20 protein-coding genes are annotated in these 20,576 nt (G+C 56.7%); 15 read left to right on the forward strand and 5 right to left on the reverse strand.

All coding sequences use genetic code 11. The annotated features are described in order from the left end of the window. Window positions 1-3: 3 nt before the first annotated feature. From KMP13_RS08685 to miaB, 3 genes are all read right to left on the reverse strand, one after another. Window positions 4-315 carry a hypothetical protein gene (locus KMP13_RS08685; RefSeq protein ID WP_215265463.1) on the reverse strand — a complete coding sequence of 104 codons (312 nt, stop codon included), beginning with the start codon at window positions 313-315 and terminating at the stop codon, window positions 4-6. A gap of 12 nt (window positions 316-327) precedes the next feature. Next, window positions 328-894 (reverse strand): OmpA family protein, encoded by a 567-nt coding sequence (locus KMP13_RS08690; protein WP_215265464.1) that lies wholly within the window; start codon window positions 892-894, stop codon window positions 328-330. A 293-nt stretch (window positions 895-1,187) separates the two neighbouring features. Continuing rightward, the gene (gene miaB / locus KMP13_RS08695) at window positions 1,188-2,513 is read right to left on the reverse strand and encodes a tRNA (N6-isopentenyl adenosine(37)-C2)-methylthiotransferase MiaB (RefSeq protein WP_215265465.1); all 1,326 of its coding nucleotides are present in this window, start codon (window positions 2,511-2,513) and stop codon (window positions 1,188-1,190) included. Between the two features lie 128 nt (window positions 2,514-2,641). Between miaB and KMP13_RS08700 the strand changes: the two genes are divergently transcribed. Together KMP13_RS08700 and KMP13_RS08705 are read left to right on the forward strand one after the other, a co-directional pair. Next, window positions 2,642-3,517: a glycosyltransferase family 2 protein gene (locus tag KMP13_RS08700; protein WP_251363748.1), complete on the forward strand. Its 876-nt coding sequence runs from the start codon at window positions 2,642-2,644 to the stop codon at window positions 3,515-3,517. Window positions 3,518-3,524: 7 nt separating this feature from the next. After that, window positions 3,525-4,163 (forward strand): hypothetical protein, encoded by a 639-nt coding sequence (locus KMP13_RS08705; RefSeq protein WP_215265466.1) that lies wholly within the window; start codon window positions 3,525-3,527, stop codon window positions 4,161-4,163. Between the two features lie 4 nt (window positions 4,164-4,167). Here the strand turns inward: KMP13_RS08705 and irrA are convergent, their stop codons facing one another. Next, entirely contained in the window at window positions 4,168-4,584 is a 417-nt protein-coding gene (gene irrA, locus KMP13_RS08710) for an iron response transcriptional regulator IrrA (RefSeq protein WP_215265467.1), read from the reverse strand. A 187-nt stretch (window positions 4,585-4,771) separates the two neighbouring features. Between irrA and fabA the strand changes: the two genes are divergently transcribed. The 11 genes from fabA to KMP13_RS08765 all read left to right on the forward strand — a co-directional run bounded on the left by fabA (window position 4,772) and on the right by KMP13_RS08765 (window position 14,767). Beyond that, the gene (gene fabA / locus KMP13_RS08715; RefSeq protein WP_215265468.1) at window positions 4,772-5,281 is read left to right on the forward strand and encodes a bifunctional 3-hydroxydecanoyl-ACP dehydratase/trans-2-decenoyl-ACP isomerase; all 510 of its coding nucleotides are present in this window, start codon (window positions 4,772-4,774) and stop codon (window positions 5,279-5,281) included. A gap of 189 nt (window positions 5,282-5,470) precedes the next feature. After that, window positions 5,471-5,812 (forward strand): cupin domain-containing protein, encoded by a 342-nt coding sequence (locus KMP13_RS08720; RefSeq protein ID WP_215265469.1) that lies wholly within the window; start codon window positions 5,471-5,473, stop codon window positions 5,810-5,812. A 118-nt stretch (window positions 5,813-5,930) separates the two neighbouring features. Continuing rightward, window positions 5,931-7,160: a beta-ketoacyl-ACP synthase I gene (gene fabB, locus KMP13_RS08725; RefSeq protein WP_215265470.1), complete on the forward strand. Its 1,230-nt coding sequence runs from the start codon at window positions 5,931-5,933 to the stop codon at window positions 7,158-7,160. 6 nt (window positions 7,161-7,166) lie between these two features. Then, window positions 7,167-7,958, forward strand: coding sequence for an enoyl-ACP reductase FabI (locus tag KMP13_RS08730; protein ID WP_215265471.1), 792 nt, complete (start codon window positions 7,167-7,169; stop codon window positions 7,956-7,958). Window positions 7,959-8,157: 199 nt separating this feature from the next. After that, window positions 8,158-8,853, forward strand: coding sequence for a haloacid dehalogenase type II (locus tag KMP13_RS08735; protein WP_215265472.1), 696 nt, complete (start codon window positions 8,158-8,160; stop codon window positions 8,851-8,853). Next, complete coding sequence (locus tag KMP13_RS08740) at window positions 8,846-9,706, forward strand: alpha/beta fold hydrolase (protein WP_215265473.1); 861 nt, start codon at window positions 8,846-8,848, stop codon at window positions 9,704-9,706. The genes KMP13_RS08735 and KMP13_RS08740 overlap by 8 nt, the downstream gene beginning before the upstream one ends. Next, entirely contained in the window at window positions 9,694-10,674 is a 981-nt protein-coding gene (locus KMP13_RS08745) for a threonine ammonia-lyase (RefSeq protein ID WP_215265474.1), read from the forward strand. Before KMP13_RS08740 ends, KMP13_RS08745 begins: the two co-directional genes overlap by 13 nt. 14 nt (window positions 10,675-10,688) lie before the next feature. Then, on the forward strand, window positions 10,689-11,885 hold the full coding sequence (locus KMP13_RS08750; RefSeq protein ID WP_215265475.1) for an endonuclease/exonuclease/phosphatase family protein: 1,197 nt from the start codon (window positions 10,689-10,691) through the stop codon (window positions 11,883-11,885). A gap of 48 nt (window positions 11,886-11,933) precedes the next feature. Next, window positions 11,934-12,728, forward strand: coding sequence for a 3-oxoadipate enol-lactonase (gene pcaD, locus KMP13_RS08755; protein ID WP_215265476.1), 795 nt, complete (start codon window positions 11,934-11,936; stop codon window positions 12,726-12,728). 23 nt (window positions 12,729-12,751) lie between these two features. Next, window positions 12,752-14,092, forward strand: coding sequence for a lyase family protein (locus KMP13_RS08760; RefSeq protein WP_215265477.1), 1,341 nt, complete (start codon window positions 12,752-12,754; stop codon window positions 14,090-14,092). A 318-nt stretch (window positions 14,093-14,410) separates the two neighbouring features. After that, window positions 14,411-14,767, forward strand: a complete 357-nt coding sequence (locus KMP13_RS08765; RefSeq protein ID WP_251363749.1) for an ArsR/SmtB family transcription factor — start codon at window positions 14,411-14,413, stop codon at window positions 14,765-14,767. Here the strand turns inward: KMP13_RS08765 and KMP13_RS08770 are convergent. Beyond that, window positions 14,764-17,748: an ABC transporter transmembrane domain-containing protein gene (locus KMP13_RS08770; protein ID WP_353055699.1), complete on the reverse strand. Its 2,985-nt coding sequence runs from the start codon at window positions 17,746-17,748 to the stop codon at window positions 14,764-14,766. The genes KMP13_RS08765 and KMP13_RS08770 overlap by 4 nt on opposite strands. A gap of 206 nt (window positions 17,749-17,954) precedes the next feature. Between KMP13_RS08770 and KMP13_RS08775 the strand changes: the two genes are divergently transcribed. Then, window positions 17,955-18,347, forward strand: a complete 393-nt coding sequence (locus KMP13_RS08775; protein ID WP_215265479.1) for a DUF3307 domain-containing protein — start codon at window positions 17,955-17,957, stop codon at window positions 18,345-18,347. Between the two features lie 446 nt (window positions 18,348-18,793). Beyond that, window positions 18,794-20,566 (forward strand): ABC transporter ATP-binding protein, encoded by a 1,773-nt coding sequence (locus tag KMP13_RS08780; RefSeq protein WP_215265480.1) that lies wholly within the window; start codon window positions 18,794-18,796, stop codon window positions 20,564-20,566. Window positions 20,567-20,576: the final 10 nt, after the last annotated feature.

The following is a 20,576-nucleotide window of genomic DNA, read 5'->3' on the forward strand; positions in this document are numbered from 1 at the left end:
AGATCAGAGGCTGTCAGCAATATTGGAGCCCTGTTTGAACGGGCCTGTTGCAACATTGCGTGGCAGCTCGCTGTTGCAAACCGGCTTGCCATCTGGGGTACGGCGCAGGTCCGCATACCCTTCGACACCGTCATCAATAATCCAATGCTCACATCCGTTTGGATCAACCCAGATCCCGGCGGTCAGCTGCGACAGATCCTTGCTGTCGGTGCCCCGGTCGAGAGATTTATTCGGGCCAACCACACCGTGGCCTGCCGAACATGCACTGGTCAGGCCGGCAACTGCGATCAGGGCGAAAACCTTGGTAACTTTCATACTCACTCTCCCTTAACGCAGGCAGTAGATTTCGACACGACGGTTTTCCGCCATGTTTGCAGCATTCGTGTTCGGCTGGCGCGGATCACGTTCACCATAGGCGCGCACGTCGAACAAGCGGGCACCAACGGAACGCGCAACATTTGCTACCGCACCGGCGCGGCGCTGAGACAGGCTGATGTTATATTCATCAGAGGCGCGGCTGTCGGTGTGACCTGCAACAACAAACCCGCGGAAGCTGCCTTTTTTCGAATTGAAGAAGTCTTCAAGACGCTCGCGTCCTGCCGCGTTAATGTAATGCTTGTCGGTGGCAAAGAATTGATCCGTTGGCATCATGCCGCACAGCTCACCCCGGCGGCAAACCGGCTTGCCATCTGGGGTCACGTGCGGGGTCATGAAGCCTTCGGCGCCATCATCCATCACCCAATGTTCGCACCCATCCGGATCGACCCAGATGGTTGGAATGTAACGTTCACCCACAATTGTACGCGTCTGGGCCGCAGCACCAGAAACCCCAAGAGCCAGCGCCAATGCACCCGCAGCAACGACTGCACCTAGTGTTTTTGCTTTTTCAATCACCACGACCCGAAATCCTTCGCTCCGTTTCCCTCAACAAGGCCACAAAACAAACCCGCACACAGACGGGTTTTGACCTAATTCCGCACGATCATACCCGCTTTAAGGACACAGGGCGCGGATTAATTCAATTCTTTCCACACAAGTTAATTCAGAATTGAGAACACTAAAACAATTTTAAGGAAATTGTTGCCCGAACCGATGCAATACCGATGCAATAGAGACTCACTTTGGCACGGGATGCAAAAAAACCGCCACAGATGCGGCGGTTCTCTCACTCAAAAGGCGTAGTGCAGTCAGTCGATCAACTCACCGGCCAAGGAATTGGTGCGCGATTCAACAATCCGAACGCGCGCCAGATCGCCAATTTCGCGGCCGCAATCCTCGACATGGACGGAGTGCAGGTAATCGGATTTCCCAACCATCTGCCCCGGTTTGCGCCCCGCACGTTCAAACAAGACACCGACTTCGCGACCAACCATACTGTCTTGGATTTCTTTCTGTTGCTGGGTCAGCAATGCCTGCAGGCGCTGCAAACGGTCGTCTGCTTCGGCAACGTCAACCTGCGGGCGCTCTGCCGCGGGCGTGCCCGGACGAGTCGAATATTTGAAGGAATAGGCGGTGCCGTATTTCACTTCTTCGATCAGGTCGAGCGTGGCTTGGAAGTCTTCTTCGGTCTCTTCCGGGAAGCCGACAATAAAATCACCCGAGATCAAAATGTCCGGACGCGCCGCACGAATACGCTCGATCACGCGCAGATAGCTTTCGGCCGTGTGACTGCGGTTCATCCGTTTCAAAATACGGTCGGACCCCGCCTGAACCGGCAGGTGCAGATAAGGCATCAGTTTCTTGCAACTGCCATGCGCTTCGATCAGGTCATCTTGCATGTCGTTGGGGTGACTGGTGGTAAAGCGGATACGTTCCAGCCCGTCGACCTTGTCCAGCTCCCAGATCAGCTGCGCCAGCGACCAGTCACCGCCACTCGGGCCTCCGCCGTGATAGGCGTTGACGTTCTGCCCCAGCAGCGTGATCTCACGCACGCCGCGTTCAACCAGATCCCGCGCCTCGGTCAGGATACGATCCACCGGACGCGACACTTCGGCACCTCGTGTATAAGGCACCACGCAGAAAGCGCAGAATTTGTCGCAGCCTTCCTGCACCGTCAAAAATGCGGTCGGACCCCGTTTGGCCTTGGGGCGGCGTTTCAGCTTTTCGAATTTGTCTTCTTCGGGGAAATCGGTGTCCAGCACCTTTTCCCCCTGCCCCGCCTTGGCTTCCATCTCAGGCAGACGGTGGTAGCTTTGTGGGCCGACAACCAGATCCACCAAGGGCTGGCGGCGCATAATCTCTTCGCCCTCAGCCTGCGCGACACAGCCTGCGACACCGATTTTCAGATCCGGCTTGTCGGCTTTTAACCCTTTGAAGCGCCCCAGTTCGGAATAGACCTTCTCAGCCGCTTTTTCGCGGATGTGACATGTATTCAACAAGATCATGTCCGCATCATCGGGGCTTTTGGTCTCAACATAACCCTGCCCACCCAGCGTTTCCGCCATGCGTTCACTGTCATAGACGTTCATCTGACAGCCATAGGTCTTGATATATAGCTTCTTTGGAGCACTCATCGCGGTCAGCCTTCCAAACAGGGTGAGATCAGCCGCGGCACATAGCGTGAAACCGTACCGCTTGCAATGGAGGCGCAATTACTCGATTTTACAGCAAAAGGCCAGAATGGCATTACGGACCGGACGCGATGACAGGCATTATGTATCTTTCGTTTGACGATTTCCTCAGCCAGGCATCACAGTTGGGCAAAGGCCCCGTTGCGCTCATCTTTGTCGAAGATGACGTCGAGATCGCAACCACCCTGCGCCATCACCTGGACTGCGGCTTCAAACATGTGGTCGCACTGACCCCGGATGCCTTTGATATCCCCAAGGATGTCGCGTCAAAAGTGCATCGGGTGCCGTTTGACTGTACGCCGCAGAATGCGGTGGCCAATGCGGTCAACGACATCAATGCGCGCGTGCCCCAAGGGTGCTGGCTCTATTACTGTTACAACGCGGAATTTCTGTTCTACCCGTTCTGCGAAACGCGCACCGTTGGCGAAATGCTGGCGTTCCATACCGAGGAACGCCGCGATGCGATGCTAACTTATGTGATTGATCTGTATGCCGGTGATTTGCCGCAGACCCCATCAGCTGTTTCACTGGATCAGGCGCATCTGGATAAGTCAGGCTATTACGCGCAGGCCCGCAAAGACCCCGAGACCGGTCACCCCTGCGAACGCCAGCTTGATTTCTTTGGCGGGGTGCGCTGGCGGTATGAGGAACACATCCCGCAAGCCAGCCGCAAAATTGACCGTATCGCGTTGTTCAAAAGCAAGCCTGGCCTCAAACTGCAGGGCGACCACACGTTCAATGATCAGGAATACAACACTTTTTCCTGCCCGTGGCACCATAACCTGACGGCTGCGATCTGTTCTTTCCGCACCGCCAAGGCGCTGAGACGCAATCCAGGCTCGCGTTTTGAGATCGACAGCTTTCGCTGGCACAATTCCACACCCTTTGAATGGCATTCACGCCAATTGCTGGATTTGGGGCTGATGGAGCCGGGACAGTGGTTTTGATTACACAATGATAGAAGTTTCTTTTATCATGCCCCTCATCTTAAGCCTTCCATTGATTTGGTGGGGTGTTCCAGGTTGGATACACTTCCAAAGACGAAGAGCCGGACGAGAAACTCCTTTTGGGCTGGTTCTTTACTATCATATATCAGCGACGATTACCTTATTCGGTTTTGCTCTTGGCGGATTACAGGGAACCGTAGTGGTTCTCTTTCCGCCTATATTGCCCATACTCGCCATCAGTACCGTCATAAGCGAACCTAGGCTGACTTTCATTTTGGTTTTTCTGGTCACAGTTTCTGCTCTTTGCACAACAGCAGCCTTGGTCGCCTTGCGCAAAACAGCTCATACCATTCGCCCTACGGCGAGAATATGGATGATCGCACCGGCAGCTCTGGTGGGCATTCTACTAGCATTCATGCTTTTTGACTTAAGAATTGCATATGTCTTGCGGCAAGGAGCGTCACAGCAAAACTTGGAGGTCACGCACCACCATTCCTTGTTCCATTCACTGCGCGATTTTGATGAACCGTTTCGCCGCTTTCACGCCAGTGCAAAAGGCGAGTGCTGGATTTACTACTGGAGCTACGTGGAGCGAAATTTCTATCGATATATTGCGACTTCAAACACGCCGGAATGTTCTGGATAGAAACTCAGACCTTCCGCAGGCGAATCACAACGTCGACGGATGCGATCTCAAACCCTTCGGGCGCGTCTGGCAGACGTTGGATCACCAATTCCTCGGATGGTGCATCGGACAGCGACGCCTCGTCCTCTTGGAAGAAATGCGGGTGATCATGAGTGTTGGTGTCAAAGTAGCTTTTGGAGCCGTCGACCGTGATTTCCTGCAAGACACCCGCCTCGCAGAATGCACGCAACGTGTTGTAAACGGTTGCCAGCGACACTGCCGCGCCGCGCGTCTTGGCGGATTCGAACAGGCTTTCGGCGGTGACATGGCGGTGCTTGCCGTCTCCGACCAGTAATTCAGCTAAGGCCACGCGCTGCCGCGTCGGGCGCAAGCCCGCCGTCACCAGCCACTCGGTCGCCTTTTCCACGCTATTGGGCGTCATGTCTGTTCCTGGCTCTTATTGCTGATCGTATATATAAGGCCACCTGCCCCCCGAGTTCAAATGAAATTCACTCGCAACTGAGTGTTATTCCCCCTATCGAATACCCGCTGCGCCCTTGCAGGACAGGTTACGCCGGTGTTACAGGAAGCCAGATAAAACATATGTACCAGGCAGGAGAAGCGCCAGTATGGCCGAATACCCCAACACCTTTGACAAGGAAGATCTGCTGAAATGTGCCCGTGGCGAACTGTTCGGCCCCGGCAATGCGCAGCTTCCGGCGCCTCCGATGCTCATGATGGACCGGATCACCGACATCAGTGGCGATGGTGGAGCCCATGGCAAAGGTCATATTGTTGCGGAATTCGACATCACTCCGGACCTGTGGTTCTTTGACTGCCACTTCCCCGGCAACCCGATCATGCCCGGCTGTCTGGGCCTGGATGGGCTGTGGCAGCTGACCGGCTTTAACCTTGGCTGGCGTGGCTGGCAGGGTCGCGGCTATGCGCTGGGTGTGGGTGAGGTCAAACTGACCGGCATGGTGCGCCCTGACCGCAAGATGCTTACTTATAAAATCGACTTTACCAAAGCACTCCAAACCCGCCGTCTGACCATGGGTGTTGCGGATGGTATTGTAGAGGCCGATGGGGAAGTTATCTATCAGGTCAAAGATATGAAAGTGGCGCTGAGCGAGAGCTGAGACGGAAAGTTAGATCTGTTATCTGTAACCAGACACGAAAGAGGCCACCAGGCCTCTTTTTTTTGTAGCCAATGTCCGGTGTGAGCCCCAAATAGACCTGCGAGATTGAAACGATATCTTAACTTGACGAACACAGGACCGTGCAGAAAGCTTGCGCAGCAGGGCAAGTTAGGAAGTTAGGAAATTACTTTGAACATAACTAATAAAGAGAAGGCTGCACATTACCTGTGGCAGGATGTTTGTGATGGTTGGCCATTCGTTGCTACGGAGGCGCTTTCCGTGAAACAGGAAAAGATGCCGCCTGATACCTATGAAATTAGGCATTTTCATAAAATAGCCACGCAATTCTTCTACGTCTTAAGCGGAGTGCTGACCTTAGAGGTCGAAGGGTCGATCATAAAACTCAGCGCTCAGGATGGCCTGCAAATTGACAACGGTACGGTTCATCAAGCCCGTAACGAGGACGGCACGGCCGCGGAGTTTCTCGTCGTTTCATCACCATCAACCGCGAACGATAGGCATGAAGTTTGACGGTAGCTTTGTCCGCATAACCGCCCCTCAATCAGCGCGTCTCCTTAACAACCTGTCCCACCTTGCACCCCTGCCCCACACAGCCTAGTAAGGCTTTAACAGAAAAGGGAGTGCACGTATGCGTCGTGTCGTCGTCACCGGTCTTGGGATCGTTTCCTCGATCGGGAACAATGCCGAAGAGGTCTTGGCCTCTTTGAAAGCCGGGAAATCCGGCATCGAAGCCAGCCCGGAAATGGCAGAGCACGGCTTTCGCAGCCAGGTTGCGGGCACCATCAATCTGGACCTGAAAGAGCTGGTCGACAAACGCACCCTGCGTTTCATGGGCCCCGGCGCGGCCTATGCGCATATCGCGCTGTCCCAGGCGATCGCAGATGCGGGCCTGTCCGAGGACCAGATCGTCAATGAGCGCACTGGTCTGGTTGCCGGTTCCGGCGGTCCATCCACATCGGCGATGCTGACCGCACATCAGACTGTGTTGAAAACCGGCGCGACCAAACGGATCGGCCCTTTTGCTGTGCCAAAATGCATGTCGTCCACGATCTCGGCCAACCTCGCAACTGCGTTCAAGATCAAGGGGATCAACTACTCGATCACCTCGGCCTGCTCAACCTCGCTGCATTGCATCGGGAACGCGGCTGAACAGATCATGATGGGCAAACAAGACGTCATGTTTGCAGGCGGCGGTGAAGAGCTGGACTGGACCCTGTCCTGCCTGTTTGACGCCATGGGCGCGATGTCGTCGAAAAAGAATGACGACCCAACCAAAGCCTCGCGTGCGTTTGATCAGGACCGCGATGGTTTTGTGATCTCTGGCGGTGGCGGCATGGTGGTTCTGGAAGAGCTGGACCACGCCGTTGCGCGCGGTGCCAAGATCTATGCCGAAGTGACGGGCTTTGCGGCCACTTCCGACGGCCACGACATGGTTGCCCCTTCCGGCGAAGGCGGCGAACGCGCGATGCGTCTGGCCCTGCAAACTCTGCCCGAGGGTCGCAAGGTTGACTATATCAACGCTCACGGCACCTCGACCCCCGTTGGGGACGTCGGCGAAGTCGAAGCCGCACGTCGTGTCTTTGGCGAAGGCAAGGTGCCTCCGATTTCATCCACCAAATCGATGACCGGTCACGCACAGGGTGCCGCAGGCGCGCTTGAGACCATTTTCTGTCTGCTGATGCTGGAAAACGATTTCATCACGCCGTCGATCAATGTGGACACCCTCGCCGAAGGCATCCTGCCCGGCGAAGTGGCAACCGATCTGGTGGAAAATGCAGGTCTGGATTCCGTTATGACCAACAGCTTCGGCTTTGGCGGCACCAACGGGTCGATGGTTTTGAGCAAGTACAAAGGGTAACGTCCAATGTCTGGAGTTCTTCAAGGCAAGCGCGGCCTCATCATGGGCGTCGCAAACGAGCGCTCGATAGCATGGGGCATCGCAAAAGCCATGCATGCGGCGGGTGCGGAACTGGCTTTCACCTACCAGGGCGAAGCCTTTGGTACGCGGTTGAAACCCCTCGCAGAAAGCGTCGACAGCGATTTCATGGTGGATGTTGATGTCACCGATGATGCCTCGCTTGATACTGCATTTGCGCAATTGGGCGAACGCTGGCCGACCATTGATTTTGTGGTCCACGCCATCGCTTATTCTGACAAATCAGAGCTGACCGGGCGCTTCCTGGACACGAGCCGTGCGAATTTTAAAAATTCCATGGATATCTCTGCCTATTCCTTCATCGAGGTGGCGCGTCGTGCCTATCCGATGATGCAGGAAAACGGCGGCACGCTGTTGACGCTGACTTATCTCGGCTCCAACCGGGTTGTGCCGAACTATAACGTGATGGGCGTGGCCAAGGCCGCGTTGGAATCCGCCACCCGCTATTTGGCCAACGACCTTGGCCCCGAAGGCATCCGCGTCAACGCAATCTCACCCGGTCCGATGAAGACGCTGGCAGGCGCGGCCATTGGCGGTGCGCGCAAGACGTTCAAACACTCCGACCAGAACGCTCCCATGCGCTCCAACGCAACGCTTGAGGCCGTGGGCGGCACAGCCGTATACCTCGCTTCTGACGCAGGTGCCTGCACCACTGGTGAGATCATCAGGGTCGACGGCGGCTTCCATGTTCTGGGCATGCCACAATCGGATAACCTCTGACCGATAACCTCTGATTTCGAACGGAATCATGTGAATTTCAAAAGGCAGCTCTTGGGCTGCCTTTTCCTTTACCCGATCCACAACTGCCCCCGCACAAGGCGGCCCATAGGCGAAACACGACGTCAATTTCGGGCAGGTAAAATTCACGCTTTGCGGGTGCGAAACACTGTGCAACTGTTGCGGCTAGGAGAGTGATACCATGCCCATCAGTACTTGCGTTTTCGATGCTTACGGCACGCTGTTTGACGTGACATCAGCGGCCCGCCAGGCGGCCCAAGAACCTCAGTTCCCGCATCTGCAGGACCACTGGGTGCAACTGGCCACCCATTGGCGGCTCAAACAGCTGCAATACACCTGGCTGCGCGCCATCACAGATGCGCATACGGATTTCTGGCAAGTGACCGAAGAGAGCCTGGATTGGGCGCTAGAGGCATGTGGCCTGTCCGGCGACAGCACATTGCGCCAGCGCCTGATGGATCTGTTTTGGGAGCTGCAGGCCTATCCTGAAGTGCCCGAGGTTCTCAGCACCCTCAAGGAACGCGGATTTAACGTGGCGATCCTGTCCAACGGCTCCCCCGATATGTTGAACGGCGCGGTGAAATCCGCTGGAATCGGCGCCTCTTTGGATGATGTGCTCTCGGTCGAAAGTGTCGGCGTATTCAAACCCGCCGCCGCCGTCTACGATCTGGTGGGTGCCCGGTTCAATTGCGCACGTGATGAGGTGCTCTTTGTATCCTCAAACGGCTGGGACGCTGCGGCTGCGGCCGGTTACGGATTTACCACCGCCTGGGCCAACCGGATGGGCGAGCCTAAGGACCGCCTGCCCTGGACGCCGGACTACACCCTCACCAACCTGCACCCAATCCCGGATCTGGCAGGGGCAAAAGATGCCTAAGTTTCAAACCGCTGACGGGCTCTCTCTCTATTTCACGGACAGCGCTGAAACGGATCCAGCGGCCGCGACCCGCCTGCCGCTCCTGTGCTTGCCTGGCCTTACACGCTGTGGTCTGGACTTTCGCTATTTCGCACCGCATGCGGCGCGATACCGGTTGATCACCCTTGATTTTCGCGGACGTGGGCAATCCGAGTATGACCCGAATTTCACGACCTATAACGTACCACAAGAAGCGCAGGATGTGATTGCGTTGCTGGATCACCTTGCGATCCCCAAGGCAGCACTTTTGGGCACATCGCGCGGTGGTCTGGTCGCCATGACGCTCGCCGTGTTGGCCAAGGAGCGCCTTGCCGGGGTGATCCTAAACGACGTCGGCCCCGAAATCCCACCCGGCGGCATTGCCCGCATTATGGACTATCTGGGCCGCAAACCCGCAGCCAGGACGCTCGCCCAAGCGGCCAAACAACTTGAAACAGCCATGCAAGCAGCCTTTCCGGACGTCAGCGCCGATCGCTGGTTTGAAGAAGTCGCGACCTTTTACACCGAAACCCCATCCGGGCTTGAACTGAGCTATGACGCAAAGCTACGCGACGCGCTATTGGCGCAGGCCGAGGCCGGGCCGATCCCAGATTTGTGGCCGCTTTTCCACACCTTGGAAGGCCTGCCCCTGGCAGCTCTGCGCGGCGAAAACTCTGATATTCTGGCCCGTGACACCTTTGACAAAATGGCGCTGGCCCTGCCCGATGCCATCTGTCAAGAAATCCCCAATCGCGGGCATGTTCCATTCCTTGACGAACCCGACGCATTAAACGCAATTCATTCCGCCCTGGAGCAGATCAAATGGCCACAATAGAAAAAATCGAAGCCGCCGCCAAACGTTTGCACGGAAACGCACGCATCACGCCCCTGCTGTCCTCCCCCTTTTTGGATGAGATCGCCGGGCGCCAGGTTTTGATCAAGGCCGAATGCCTGCAGCACACCGGATCCTTCAAATTCCGCGGCGGCTGGGCGGCCGTCTCCTCGCTTGGCTTTCACGCGCGCAAACGCGGGGTCATTGCCTATTCCAGCGGCAACCACGCCCAGGGTGTGGCGGCCGCCGCCAAGGCTCATAACACGCCTGCGGTGATTGTGATGCCCGCCGATGCGCCACAGCTCAAGATCGACAACACCCGCGCCCTTGGGGCCGAGGTGGTGCTGTATGATCGTATCGGCGGCGAAGACCGCGAAGCCATTGGCGCGAAACTCGCCGAAGAGCGCCGCCTGACGCTGATCGAACCTTACGAACACCCCGAGGTCATTGCGGGTCAAGGCAGCGTGGGTTTGGAAATTGCACAGCAAACAGCCGCGCTTGGCATTACCAAGGCTGAGGTCGCGATTTGCTGCGGTGGCGGAGGGCTCGCGTCCGGCGTGGCACTCGCGCTCGAAAAATATGCGCCAAACATGCGCGTCCGCCCCGCAGAACCGGTTGGTTTCGATGACGTGGCGCGGTCCTTGGCGGCGGGTAAAATCATGTCCAACCCAGCTGCGACCGGCTCCATTTGCGACGCCATTTTGACACCTGAACCCGGCGCAACCACCTTCCCCATTCTCAAACGCCTCGCGGGGGCCGGTGTCGCGGTCACGGACGCCGAGGCCATGCGTGCGGTCGCCCAGGCGTTCCTGCGTCTGAAACTGGTGGTGGAGCCCGGCGGCGCGGTCTCCCTTGCGGCGGCGCTTTTCCATCCCGACGCCTTTGAAAGCGATACGGTGATCGCGGTTGCAACCGGCGGCAACATCGATCCCGCAACCTTTCAAACCGCGCTTAGCGAATTCACGGGTTAACCAGAGCAGATCACATGACGGATTTCACGATCGCATCCTTTAACGTCAAAAACCTGATTGGCGCGGATCAGGAATACTACCGGTTTCAAAGCTACACGCCCGAGGAATACGCGTGGAAAGTGGACTGGATGGCGGATCAGCTGCTTACACTGGATGCCGATATTGTCGGCTTTCAGGAGATCTTTGACGAAACCGCCCTGCGGGATGTGATTTCAGAGGCCGATCAACGCGGCATCGCCTCAAACGCGGCATCGGTGCCGGATGCCTCCAAACGCTATCACCGCCGGGCGATCTTTCGCAAAATTGCCTATACCCCCTACACGGATGCTGCGCTCGCCTTTGCGCCAAACGTCAAAGACACCGGCAAGCCCGGCGCACGTCGCCCTGGCCTGGCGATCCTGTCGCGTTTTGGTTTTGCCGAAGACCCAATTGTGATCCAGCAGTTGGACACACCACTGGACATCCCCCTTACTGCGCTCAGCGGTGACACAGATGCCGGCGGGACCTACCGCGTTCAAAGTCTGTCGCGCCCGATCCTCAAGGCGCGCGTGCCCATCGGTGACCAGATCGTCACCGTCTTCAACTGCCATCTGAAGTCCAAACTGGGGGAGTTCATCACCCCAGAAGGTGCTGACCATGCAGCCGAGGCCGATCTTACATTCTATGACGCACCCGGCCGCGCATTGGGCGCTTTGCGCGCGGCTCTGCGCCGTATGGCCGAAGCCTATGTGTTGCGTAAAACCATTGTGGATGAGCTGGCTCTTGGCCGTCCCGTCATGGTTCTGGGCGATTTCAACGACGGCGAACATGCGGTCAGCAGTGAGATCATCAGCGGTGAAACACCGTTTCGCAACTATGCCTGGATGCTGCGCCATGACGCGCGCCACCGCAATGATCGCTACACGGATGATGAAAACACCAACATTTCCGAGGCCATCGATTCAATGCGGCTGCGGTCGGCAGAACACATGTTCCTGCGCAAATCCCTGCGCGATGTGGTCTACACCACCGCCTTTGGCGGGGTGCATGAAAGCATCGACCAGATCTACATGTCCCGCCACTTTGACCCCACCTGGAACGGCGCATCGGGAGAGATGCAATATTACACCGTGTTGAACGATCATCTGACGGATGGCAGCCACCCAGAGGCCCCCTATAACAAATTGGCCTCCGATCACGGGCAGATCATGGCACATATGCGCTTGCGCTAGCACAGCTTGACGCGGCAGAAAGCCTCAGCCCCGCTGCAGGAGACCCCTATGCCCATTGCCACCATTGGAGAGATCGACCTTCACTACCGTCTGGACGGCCCCGAGACAGGCGCGCCCTTGGTGTTTATCCACGCGTTGGGCACCCGGCTCGATCTTTGGGATGAAGTGGTCGACCGCCTGCCCGGCGGGTTGCGGGTCTTGCGTTTGGACCTGCGTGGCCACGGGCACTCCAGCGCGCCAGATGCGCCCTACAGCATGGGCGCGTTGATCAAGGACGTCGAGGGCCTGTTGGACCAGCTCATGATCCGCGATGCCGTGTGTGTTGGCCTGTCAATCGGCGGCATGATTGCGCAGGGGCTGGCGGTGAAACGCCTTGATCAGATCCGGGGGCTGGTGCTGTCAAACACGGCTGCAAAGATCGCCACGCCTGCGACTTGGAAAGACCGGATCGCATTGATTGACGACAAGGGCCTGTCGGCCATTGCGGACCCGACGCTGGATCGCTGGCTGGCCCGCAGCAACCGACAAGGCCCGCTGGCCGATCGGCTGCGCGCCATGATCACCTCAACTTCTCAGGCTGGCTACATCGGCTGTTGCGCGGCGATTTCAGGCACTGATTTCTACACACCAACCAGCGGGCTGCGCCTGCCGACGCTGGGGATTTGCGGCACCGAAGACGGGTCAACCCCGGCGGATCTGGTGCGCGAAACCGTGGACCTGATCCCCGGCAGCCAGTTTCACCTGATCCGCAAATCCGGTCACATGCCCTGTGTCGAACAGCCGGAAGAATTTACCGTCCATCTGGTGGAGTTCTTGCAACAGATCGGCCATATCGAGCCTTAATCGAGACGCTACAGGAGGCCCAGATGGCCGCATCCCTTTTTGAAAGCCAGCTTTACAGCGGCGTGTTTGCTGCGGGCGACGCCGCGCGCCTGTTCTCAGACAGCGCCGAAGTGCGCGCCATGCTGCTGGTCGAAGGGGCCCTGGCCAAGGCACAAGGCGCATTGGGCGTCATCCCCGCCGACAGCGCCGCCGCGATCCAACGCGCGGTTATGGAAGTGGCCATTGATCCAGGTGCGTTGCGGGCAGAGACCGCACAAAACGGCGTTCCAGTTCCCGCGCTGGTGGCCGCCTTTCGGGATGAGATGAACGCGCCCGAACATGCGCAATACGTCCATTGGGGCGCCACGTCGCAGGATATCATGGACACTGCCCTAATGCTGCGCCTGCGTCAGGTGCTGGCACTGATCGAGGCCGATGTAAAAACAACGGTCGTGCAACTGGCCGCGTTGGCGGACACCCATGCAGATCGACCCATCGCCGGGCGCAGTTTTGGGCTTCATGCGGCACCAACCTCATTTGGCGCAATTGTCGCAAGCTGGGGCGCGCCCTTGCTGGATGCGCTGGAGGAATTGCCACAGTTGCGGTCGTCAAATCTGCTGGTCTCGTTGTCCGGGGCCATCGGCACAGGTGGCGCCCTGGGGGGCCAAGCACACGAGACCCGCGCGGCGCTTGCAGCCGGTCTTGCCCTGTCTGACCCCAAACGCAGCTGGCACACGGACCGCGGGCCTATCTTGCGCCTTGTGGGTTGGATGCACCGCGTGACCCTTGCCCTCGCCAAATTGGGTCAGGACTGTCAGGCCATGGTGCAAACCGGGATTGAGACTGTGAAAATTGCCCAAGGTGGCAGCTCTTCGACCCTACCGCACAAGCAAAACCCGGTCACCGCTGCCAAACTGGTCGCCCTTGCCCATCACAGCACCGGGTTACACGCGAGCCTGCAGATCAGCGCCCCCCATCAGTATCAACGCGACGCCTCTGCTTGGTTCGCAGAATGGTTAAGCCTGCCGTCATTGGTTTTGACCGCTGCGACCGCCGCTCAAAGTGCTGCTGCCCTCAGCAAGGCAATTGCCCCGCGCATTGATCAAATCAACATCGATTTATCGCGTAATTTCTATGTGATCCATTCTGAAGCGTTGACTTTCGCCTTAACCGCCCGATTTACTCGACCCGAGGCGCAGGCTATCGTTAAAAGACTATGCGCCGAAGCGATGACCCAAGGCGTATCACTTTCTCAAGTTGCAATGGAACAGTTTCCGGATCTTACCCTGGATCAGGTGTTTGATCCGATCCGCCAGATGGGGACCGCTCCGATCGAAGCGCGCGCATTTTCAAAACGCGCACAGGCATATTCAAAGCCCGACTAACGCGAGCGCGGACCACGCTCAAACACTGCTAAAGATAGAAAATCAAATCTGACCCGAATGCCCATTAATACACTTTTGTGAAATTTAGGGAGGCCGTTCAAATCATACACTTAGCTTGGGAAAGCCTTCACCAAGGTCTGGCTCAGAGCAGCACCGAAGCCCTTGCAATATCTTTAACTTTGCAAAATCAACATGATGCAAGAGAACGCAGCAAGCTATCGTTCGATTAGAATATCCGCTTCAAAGGTCTAGCCTATACTAGACTTTTTATGCAATATGCCGACAATCCTCCATAACGAGCAACAGAACTTTACGATTATGAATATCTCAACCCAAACACCGAAACCCGCACCCGCAGACATGTCGACCAACGCAGCCTCCGCCGCTGCATTCCTTAAAGCATTGGCGCACGAAGGCCGTTTGATGATTTTATGTCATCTCGTTGATGGTGAGCGTTCTGTGGGCGAGTTGGAGAACTTATTAGGCTTACGCCAAGCCGCTGTCAGCCAAATGCTCGCACGTCTGCGCGATGAAGGCATGGTTCACACACGGCGCGCGGGAAAAACCGTCTATTACAGCCTCAAAGATCAAAACGCTGCGCAAGTCCTTGATCTGCTTCACAGTTTATTCTGCGACAACGACACCCTACCATCGACTGCGGCCCAAACCTCCTAGTTGGAGACATAGCCCGCGACAACCTGCAACAGCTTGAACGCTGTCGGGGCATCGTTCTCGACAACGGCGAGGAATTCTTCTTCGCCAATGCGCAGGCAGGTCAGATCTGTTTTGGCCACCATGGTCAGCGCGCGCGGTTCGCGTCGGATCAGGCCCAATTCGCCAACCAAACGTCCCTGACCAAAGGTCACAATATATCGGTCATCCTGACCTGGTTGTGGCAGGTAAAAATCGGCCTCACCTTCGAGAATCATGTAGGCGCCATCTGATGCATCATCGTCTTTGTTAAAGATGACATGGCCCGATTTGGCATCATACCACCGCGCGCCAAAGGCTAACAGGCGCAGCTGGCGGCGATTTAGGCCCGAAAACAACTCTGTTTGCTCCAATGCGCGTAGTTTCCGGGCAAGGTCAGCGCTGGCAGCGCCATCTTCGACGGTCTCGATACGCACATCATCTGTAACAAGCCGCCCCTGTTGCAGCTCATAATAGACATCAAACACCTCAGGCTTGGCGAATTCCGCGCTGAGATACACCAGCGTGGTGTCGGGCAGCAGTTTACGCAGGTTCTTATGCACCGCGATCCGCGTTTCCAGATCATAGCTGGCCATGGCGTCATCCAGGATCAGCAGATCCGGGCGTTTAACTGTTGCCCGTGAAAAGGCCAAAGGCTCGGCAAAACTGGCCGGCAGACCCTGCCCGCCCACCGCAATCGGCAGGTCAAAGATCAGCTCCACCACCAGATCGCGCAGCCCGTTGTCGATCAGTACCTGGGACACCAGCTTGTGCAGTTCTTCGCCTTTGGCTCCGGCTCCATCGGAGATTTTGCCAAACAATGCGTTTTCCAGAACCGTAAGCCCCGGTGCAAAGTTCGTCCTGGCGATCGGGACAAAGGTCTTTTGCAAGGCACCACGCATGTCATTGCCATGGGCGCGACGGAATTCCAGGATCTGTACTTTCATCTCGTCCGTAAAGGCCGGGCCGATTTTCTCGGCCGAGATCCGGAAGGGCACGATCAACAGCTGTGCCAGCTCAACCAGATCCAGCCCATCGGCCCCGTTTTTGCGCGACTTCTCTGTCAGGGCCAGCGCGGTTTCATATGTGCTGGAGCCGATCCCCAATTTGCGAAACAGCGGGTGATCCACTCCGTCGATGCCAAAGGTCTGGCGCAACATATCCACTACATCGTGGGTCAAGGCGACCAGATCGTTGACCAGCCCTAGCTCGCGCAGACGTTCCAGAAACTCGCGCTGTTGGATCAGCTGTTCTTCGGTCAGCGGCTGGCGGAGCGTTGCGTACAGCAGGTTTTCCGCAACCGGCATCGACGCGTTATAGTCCTGTGGTGAGAAGAAATGCGTGCAATCCTGCAAGCCTGCTTCCCGCACGGCGGCTTGGATTTGCGGACGCAAGGACACCAGCCGTTGTGCCAGTTCCGGATGCACCTCGCTTTCAAAACGCTGCTCCACCCCGCGCCGGAACAGATTGGTTTGCGATCCAATCCCCTCGACCAGCCGAAGCCACCATTCCCGCAGTTCATTTTCACTGTTGAGACGCGCCAGCCCCGGTTCGAGCCACTGTGTATCGATGGGGTCGTGACTGTTGCCCGCCTTGATCGCGTCCCGATTGCGCTGCGCGTCAACGGCGCTGCCCTGTGGTCGCAGACGCATCGGCATCAGCACGTTATCACCAAAAGTGCCCTGAAACAGAATGGGGCGCGACGTCGCATATCCAACCCGCGCCGCAAGAACCGCCTGATGCAGCTGGCGCAGGTCATGCCCTGCCAATGTCACCGTCCCGGCTGATGGCAAAAGCTCACGCGTCAAAAGCTGCGCGAGGGCCCGGCGATCCTCTTCGGACGGGGCCGCGATACCGACCACTTTGCCCTTTGGCAGGTCAGCATTCAGGTCTTCTAGAACCAGATTACCATCCGCGTCCCGAACATTCACATTTCGCAATATGACGTCGCCCTGCAGACGTTCAATCACCTCTGGATCACCTTGCATCAAATGGGCATCGACCATGCCAGATGGCGCAAACCGTTCCTGGATCACATCCCAACGCAGCCCCATGTCCTGGGTCTGGTTGTAATAGGTCAGCAGCTCCTTCCAAGGCGAAGCCAGGTCTTTGTAAGCTGCCAATGCGGCGACAAGCGCCCCAAGCGAGACCTTGCCTTGCAGCACCAGAAAACCACCAACGGCATAAAAGAAAAACGGCGTGAGCTGCGTGATGAAGTTATTGATAAACTTCATGAAAAACTTCTTTTTGTAGATATCAAATCGGATATCGTACAACCGCCCCAGACGCTCCGTGATCACCGCCAACCGGTATCTCCAACCGCCGTTGATCCGCAAGGTCGAGGCCCCCGCGGCGCTCTCCCCAATTTCCGAGGCCAGGGCGCGCACCTGATGAATACGCTTCTTGTTCAACAGATTGATCCGACGCTGCAAAACGGGGATCAACCACCCCTGCAAAGGGATCAGCGCAATCGCCGCCAGACCAAACCAGAAATTTTGGGAGAACAGAAAAAACAGGATCGTCAGCATCTGCCCGGCCTGCAGCACCGGCTGGCTGATTGCATCCCCCATCAACCCGCCCATCGGCTCGCTTTCAGAGGTGACCATGGACACCAATTCACCCTGACTGACCCGTTCAAAATAGGGCTGTGGGAACCGCAGAACCCGTTCGATCAGTTGAAAGCGGTAGCGGCGCAACATACGCTCTGCCAGGAACCCCTTCATCGTGTTGATCCGCATTTTCAGCAGACCGTGACAGAGAACCGAGACCAGAAAGGCTGCGCACAAGAACCAAAGGTAATGCAACTGCTCCAGTTCGTACCCCATCACGGAAATGGTGGAGGTCTGCGAGCCGATGGCATCGTTGATAATCCGCTTGGGCAGTTCAAGCGTCAGATACAACAGAGGAAATAAACAGGATGTCACCACAAGCAGCACGAGTTGATCGCGCTTGGAGTACTTCCAGATAAACTTAAAAAGAGACCGTTCGATGACCCTGCTCCCGATTGTGGCATCGGCCACGTACATCTAGCCTTGGAATGACGTTACGCCAAGACCGACTTGTTACTGTTCCTTTTGTAAGTTCTGTGCATTCTTGCAACGAGCAGTGTTTGCCTATGCGATGAAAAACCGTAAGGTTCAAACGAATTCCGGGTCTCAAGAAGGACAAACCATTGTCAGAACACGTCGCATCATTGCTTGCCTTGCTTCTGCTGTTGCAGGTCAAACATATGTTTGCGGATTTCTATTTACAGACCCCACGCATGCTTTCGGGCCGGAGCCTTTATTTTCATATGGGTCGCGCGCAACACGCCAGCGTCCATTTGATTGGAACCGCATGTGTTTTGACGATCATGTCCGCACCGCTGAAATTCGCTTTCATTATTTGTATTTTGGAATGGATTGCGCATTTCCACATCGACTTTGGCAAAGCGCGATACAATGAAATGAAAGATCTAAAACCGACTCAGTCCTTGTTTTGGTGGGCAATGGGCACCGACCAAGCGCTGCATCAAGCCACTTATCTAGGCATGGGCTGGGCTTGGTGCGTTTTTGTTTTGCCTTGATGCATTTTCGTACCACGCCTCTTCACGATCAAGAGAGCGGCCGCGTCCGGTGACCTGGCGTTCGTCTTTCCGGACCTTTTGCAACATTCGCGCCCTATTATTCACACCTTGTTTCTTTCGTGCTGTTGCCCTTTTCCGGCGCGCGACGGTTTAAACACATCACCGTGGTGTGACTTTGCCAAACGTCCGTCAATGAGTTTGCCCGTTTGGCGGTTAAATCGTGAAATTTTCAAACAGATACTTTATTGTTACCGCACAACATCGGTAACGTAGTTTTCAAAGACCAACCATTGGCGCTCTGACAACGTCCGCTGTGAAAAGGTTTGACGGGTGAAGGAAGCGCAAGCGATGCTGCAAAGCGAGATCAGAACTGGGAATACAATGCATCGCTGCCCAAAATACGAATATTTGCGCATTCAACCAAACTGCGCGGGGGCAACGGCCTTATGACCTCCCTTCTTTCGGTGAATAACCTCAGCATTGCCTTCTCAGGGAATGCCCCGGTGGTCGAGGACGTGAGTTTCACGGTCGAAGAGGGGGAAACCCTGGCGCTGGTCGGTGAAAGCGGCTCGGGCAAGACCTTGACCTGTCGGGCGGCTTTAGGAATTTTGCCGCGCACTGCCAAGCTCACCTCGGGTCAGATCATGTTGCGGTTGGATGACGGTCCGGTGGATCTGCTCACGCTCGACAAACGCGCGGTGCGTGACATTCGCGGTAATCAGGTCTCTATGATCTTCCAAGAACCGATGCGCTCGCTGTCGCCCTTGCACCGGATCGGCAATCAGGTGGTGGAGGTTCTGCACCTGCACGGCGGCCCCTATGGCGCCAAAGCCAAACAAATCGTGTTGGATGTCTTTGAACAGGTGGGGTTTCCCAACCCTGAGCGCACCTATCGCTCGTATCCGTTTGAGCTTTCGGGCGGGATGCGCCAGCGCGCGATGATCGCCATGGCCATGGTAGCCCGTCCCAAGCTGATGATCGCAGATGAACCCACAACCGCACTGGATGTCACAACCCAAGCACAGGTGCTGGGGCTAATGAAAGATCTGCAACAGCAGACCGGCATGGCGATGATCCTGGTGACCCATGATCTGGGTGTTGTTGCGAATATGGCTGAAAAAATCGTGGTCATGCACAAGGGCAAGGTGATGGAGTCTGGCAACGCAACGCCCATCCTCAACGCGCCTGCCCACGCCTATACCAAAGCCTTGATCAAGGCGGCGCCACGTATTCCCGACGACCCCGTGCCGGTGTTGCCCACATCTGGCCATGACGTGATCCTAGAAATGAAATCGGTGGCCAAGACATATGCGCTGCGCTCTGGTCGGGGCTGGTCGGGCGCACTTAAGGTCCATGCCTGTCGCGGTGTGGATCTGACATTGCCACGGGGCAAGACGCTGGCAATCGTGGGGGAGAGCGGATCTGGCAAAACCACCGCCGCCCGCATTGCTTTGGGTGCCGAGCTTCCAGATCCCGGCGGTGAGGTTCTGTTTCGCAGCACACCGGACGGCGACGCCCTGCCCGTGCATGCCATGGACCACGCAACGCGCATGACGTTCCAACGCGAAGCGCAGATGGTGTTTCAAGATCCCTACTCCTCGCTCAGCCCGAGGATGCGCATTCAGGACGCGCTGACCGAACCTTTGGAAATTCACAATATCGGAAACCGCGCCGAGCAGCGTGAAAAAGCTGCCAACCTGCTGTGCCTTGTGGGTTTGGGTCCTGATATGCTGCTGCGCTACCCGCATGCCTTCTCTGGCGGTCAACGCCAACGCCTGTCGATTGCCCGCGCGCTGATGCTGGATCCTAAATTGCTGGTCTGTGACGAGCCGACCTCGGCCTTGGATGTGTCCGTGCAAGAACAGATCCTGCAACTGCTCGAAGAGATCCGAAATCAGAAGAAACTGTCATATCTGTTCATCAGTCACGACCTTGCTGTGGTTGCGCGGATCGCCGATGAAGTTGCCGTAATGCGACGCGGATTGGTGGTTGAACAGGCGCCCCCTGACACGCTTTTTTACAATCCTCAACATCCCTACACCAAAGCGCTGATTGCCGCCCAACCGGAGCCCGAGATCGATCGCCCGATTGATCTGAAACTCGTAGCCCAAGGGGCCGGCATGCCCGACCGCTGGCCCGACGCCTATCGGTTCGACGGCAACGACGCCCCTCCGCTGGTTCATGTGGAACCCGGACATAAAGTGAGATGTCATGTTTAAGCTGTTTCGA

The sequence above is a fragment of the Epibacterium ulvae genome (assembly GCF_018678075.1).
GTDB classification, from domain to species: Bacteria; Pseudomonadota; Alphaproteobacteria; order Rhodobacterales; family Rhodobacteraceae; genus Epibacterium; species Epibacterium ulvae_A.

Bases quoted from the DNA above. Each gene is read 5' to 3' on its own strand.
- KMP13_RS08685 (WP_215265463.1), bottom strand. From the start codon at position 315: ATGAAAGTTACCAAGGTTTTCGCCCTGATCGCAGTTGCCGGCCTGACC.
- miaB (WP_215265465.1), bottom strand. From the start codon at position 2,513: ATGAGTGCTCCAAAGAAGCTATATATCAAGACCTATGGCTGTCAGATG.
- KMP13_RS08700 (WP_251363748.1), top strand. From the start codon at position 2,642: ATGACAGGCATTATGTATCTTTCGTTTGACGATTTCCTCAGCCAGGCA.
- KMP13_RS08705 (WP_215265466.1), top strand. From the start codon at position 3,525: ATGATAGAAGTTTCTTTTATCATGCCCCTCATCTTAAGCCTTCCATTG.
- irrA (WP_215265467.1), bottom strand. From the start codon at position 4,584: ATGACGCCCAATAGCGTGGAAAAGGCGACCGAGTGGCTGGTGACGGCG.
- fabA (WP_215265468.1), top strand. From the start codon at position 4,772: ATGGCCGAATACCCCAACACCTTTGACAAGGAAGATCTGCTGAAATGT.
- fabB (WP_215265470.1), top strand. From the start codon at position 5,931: ATGCGTCGTGTCGTCGTCACCGGTCTTGGGATCGTTTCCTCGATCGGG.
- KMP13_RS08730 (WP_215265471.1), top strand. From the start codon at position 7,167: ATGTCTGGAGTTCTTCAAGGCAAGCGCGGCCTCATCATGGGCGTCGCA.
- KMP13_RS08735 (WP_215265472.1), top strand. From the start codon at position 8,158: ATGCCCATCAGTACTTGCGTTTTCGATGCTTACGGCACGCTGTTTGAC.
- KMP13_RS08740 (WP_215265473.1), top strand. From the start codon at position 8,846: ATGCCTAAGTTTCAAACCGCTGACGGGCTCTCTCTCTATTTCACGGAC.
- KMP13_RS08745 (WP_215265474.1), top strand. From the start codon at position 9,694: ATGGCCACAATAGAAAAAATCGAAGCCGCCGCCAAACGTTTGCACGGA.
- KMP13_RS08750 (WP_215265475.1), top strand. From the start codon at position 10,689: ATGACGGATTTCACGATCGCATCCTTTAACGTCAAAAACCTGATTGGC.
- pcaD (WP_215265476.1), top strand. From the start codon at position 11,934: ATGCCCATTGCCACCATTGGAGAGATCGACCTTCACTACCGTCTGGAC.
- KMP13_RS08760 (WP_215265477.1), top strand. From the start codon at position 12,752: ATGGCCGCATCCCTTTTTGAAAGCCAGCTTTACAGCGGCGTGTTTGCT.
- KMP13_RS08765 (WP_251363749.1), top strand. From the start codon at position 14,411: ATGAATATCTCAACCCAAACACCGAAACCCGCACCCGCAGACATGTCG.
- KMP13_RS08780 (WP_215265480.1), top strand. From the start codon at position 18,794: ATGACCTCCCTTCTTTCGGTGAATAACCTCAGCATTGCCTTCTCAGGG.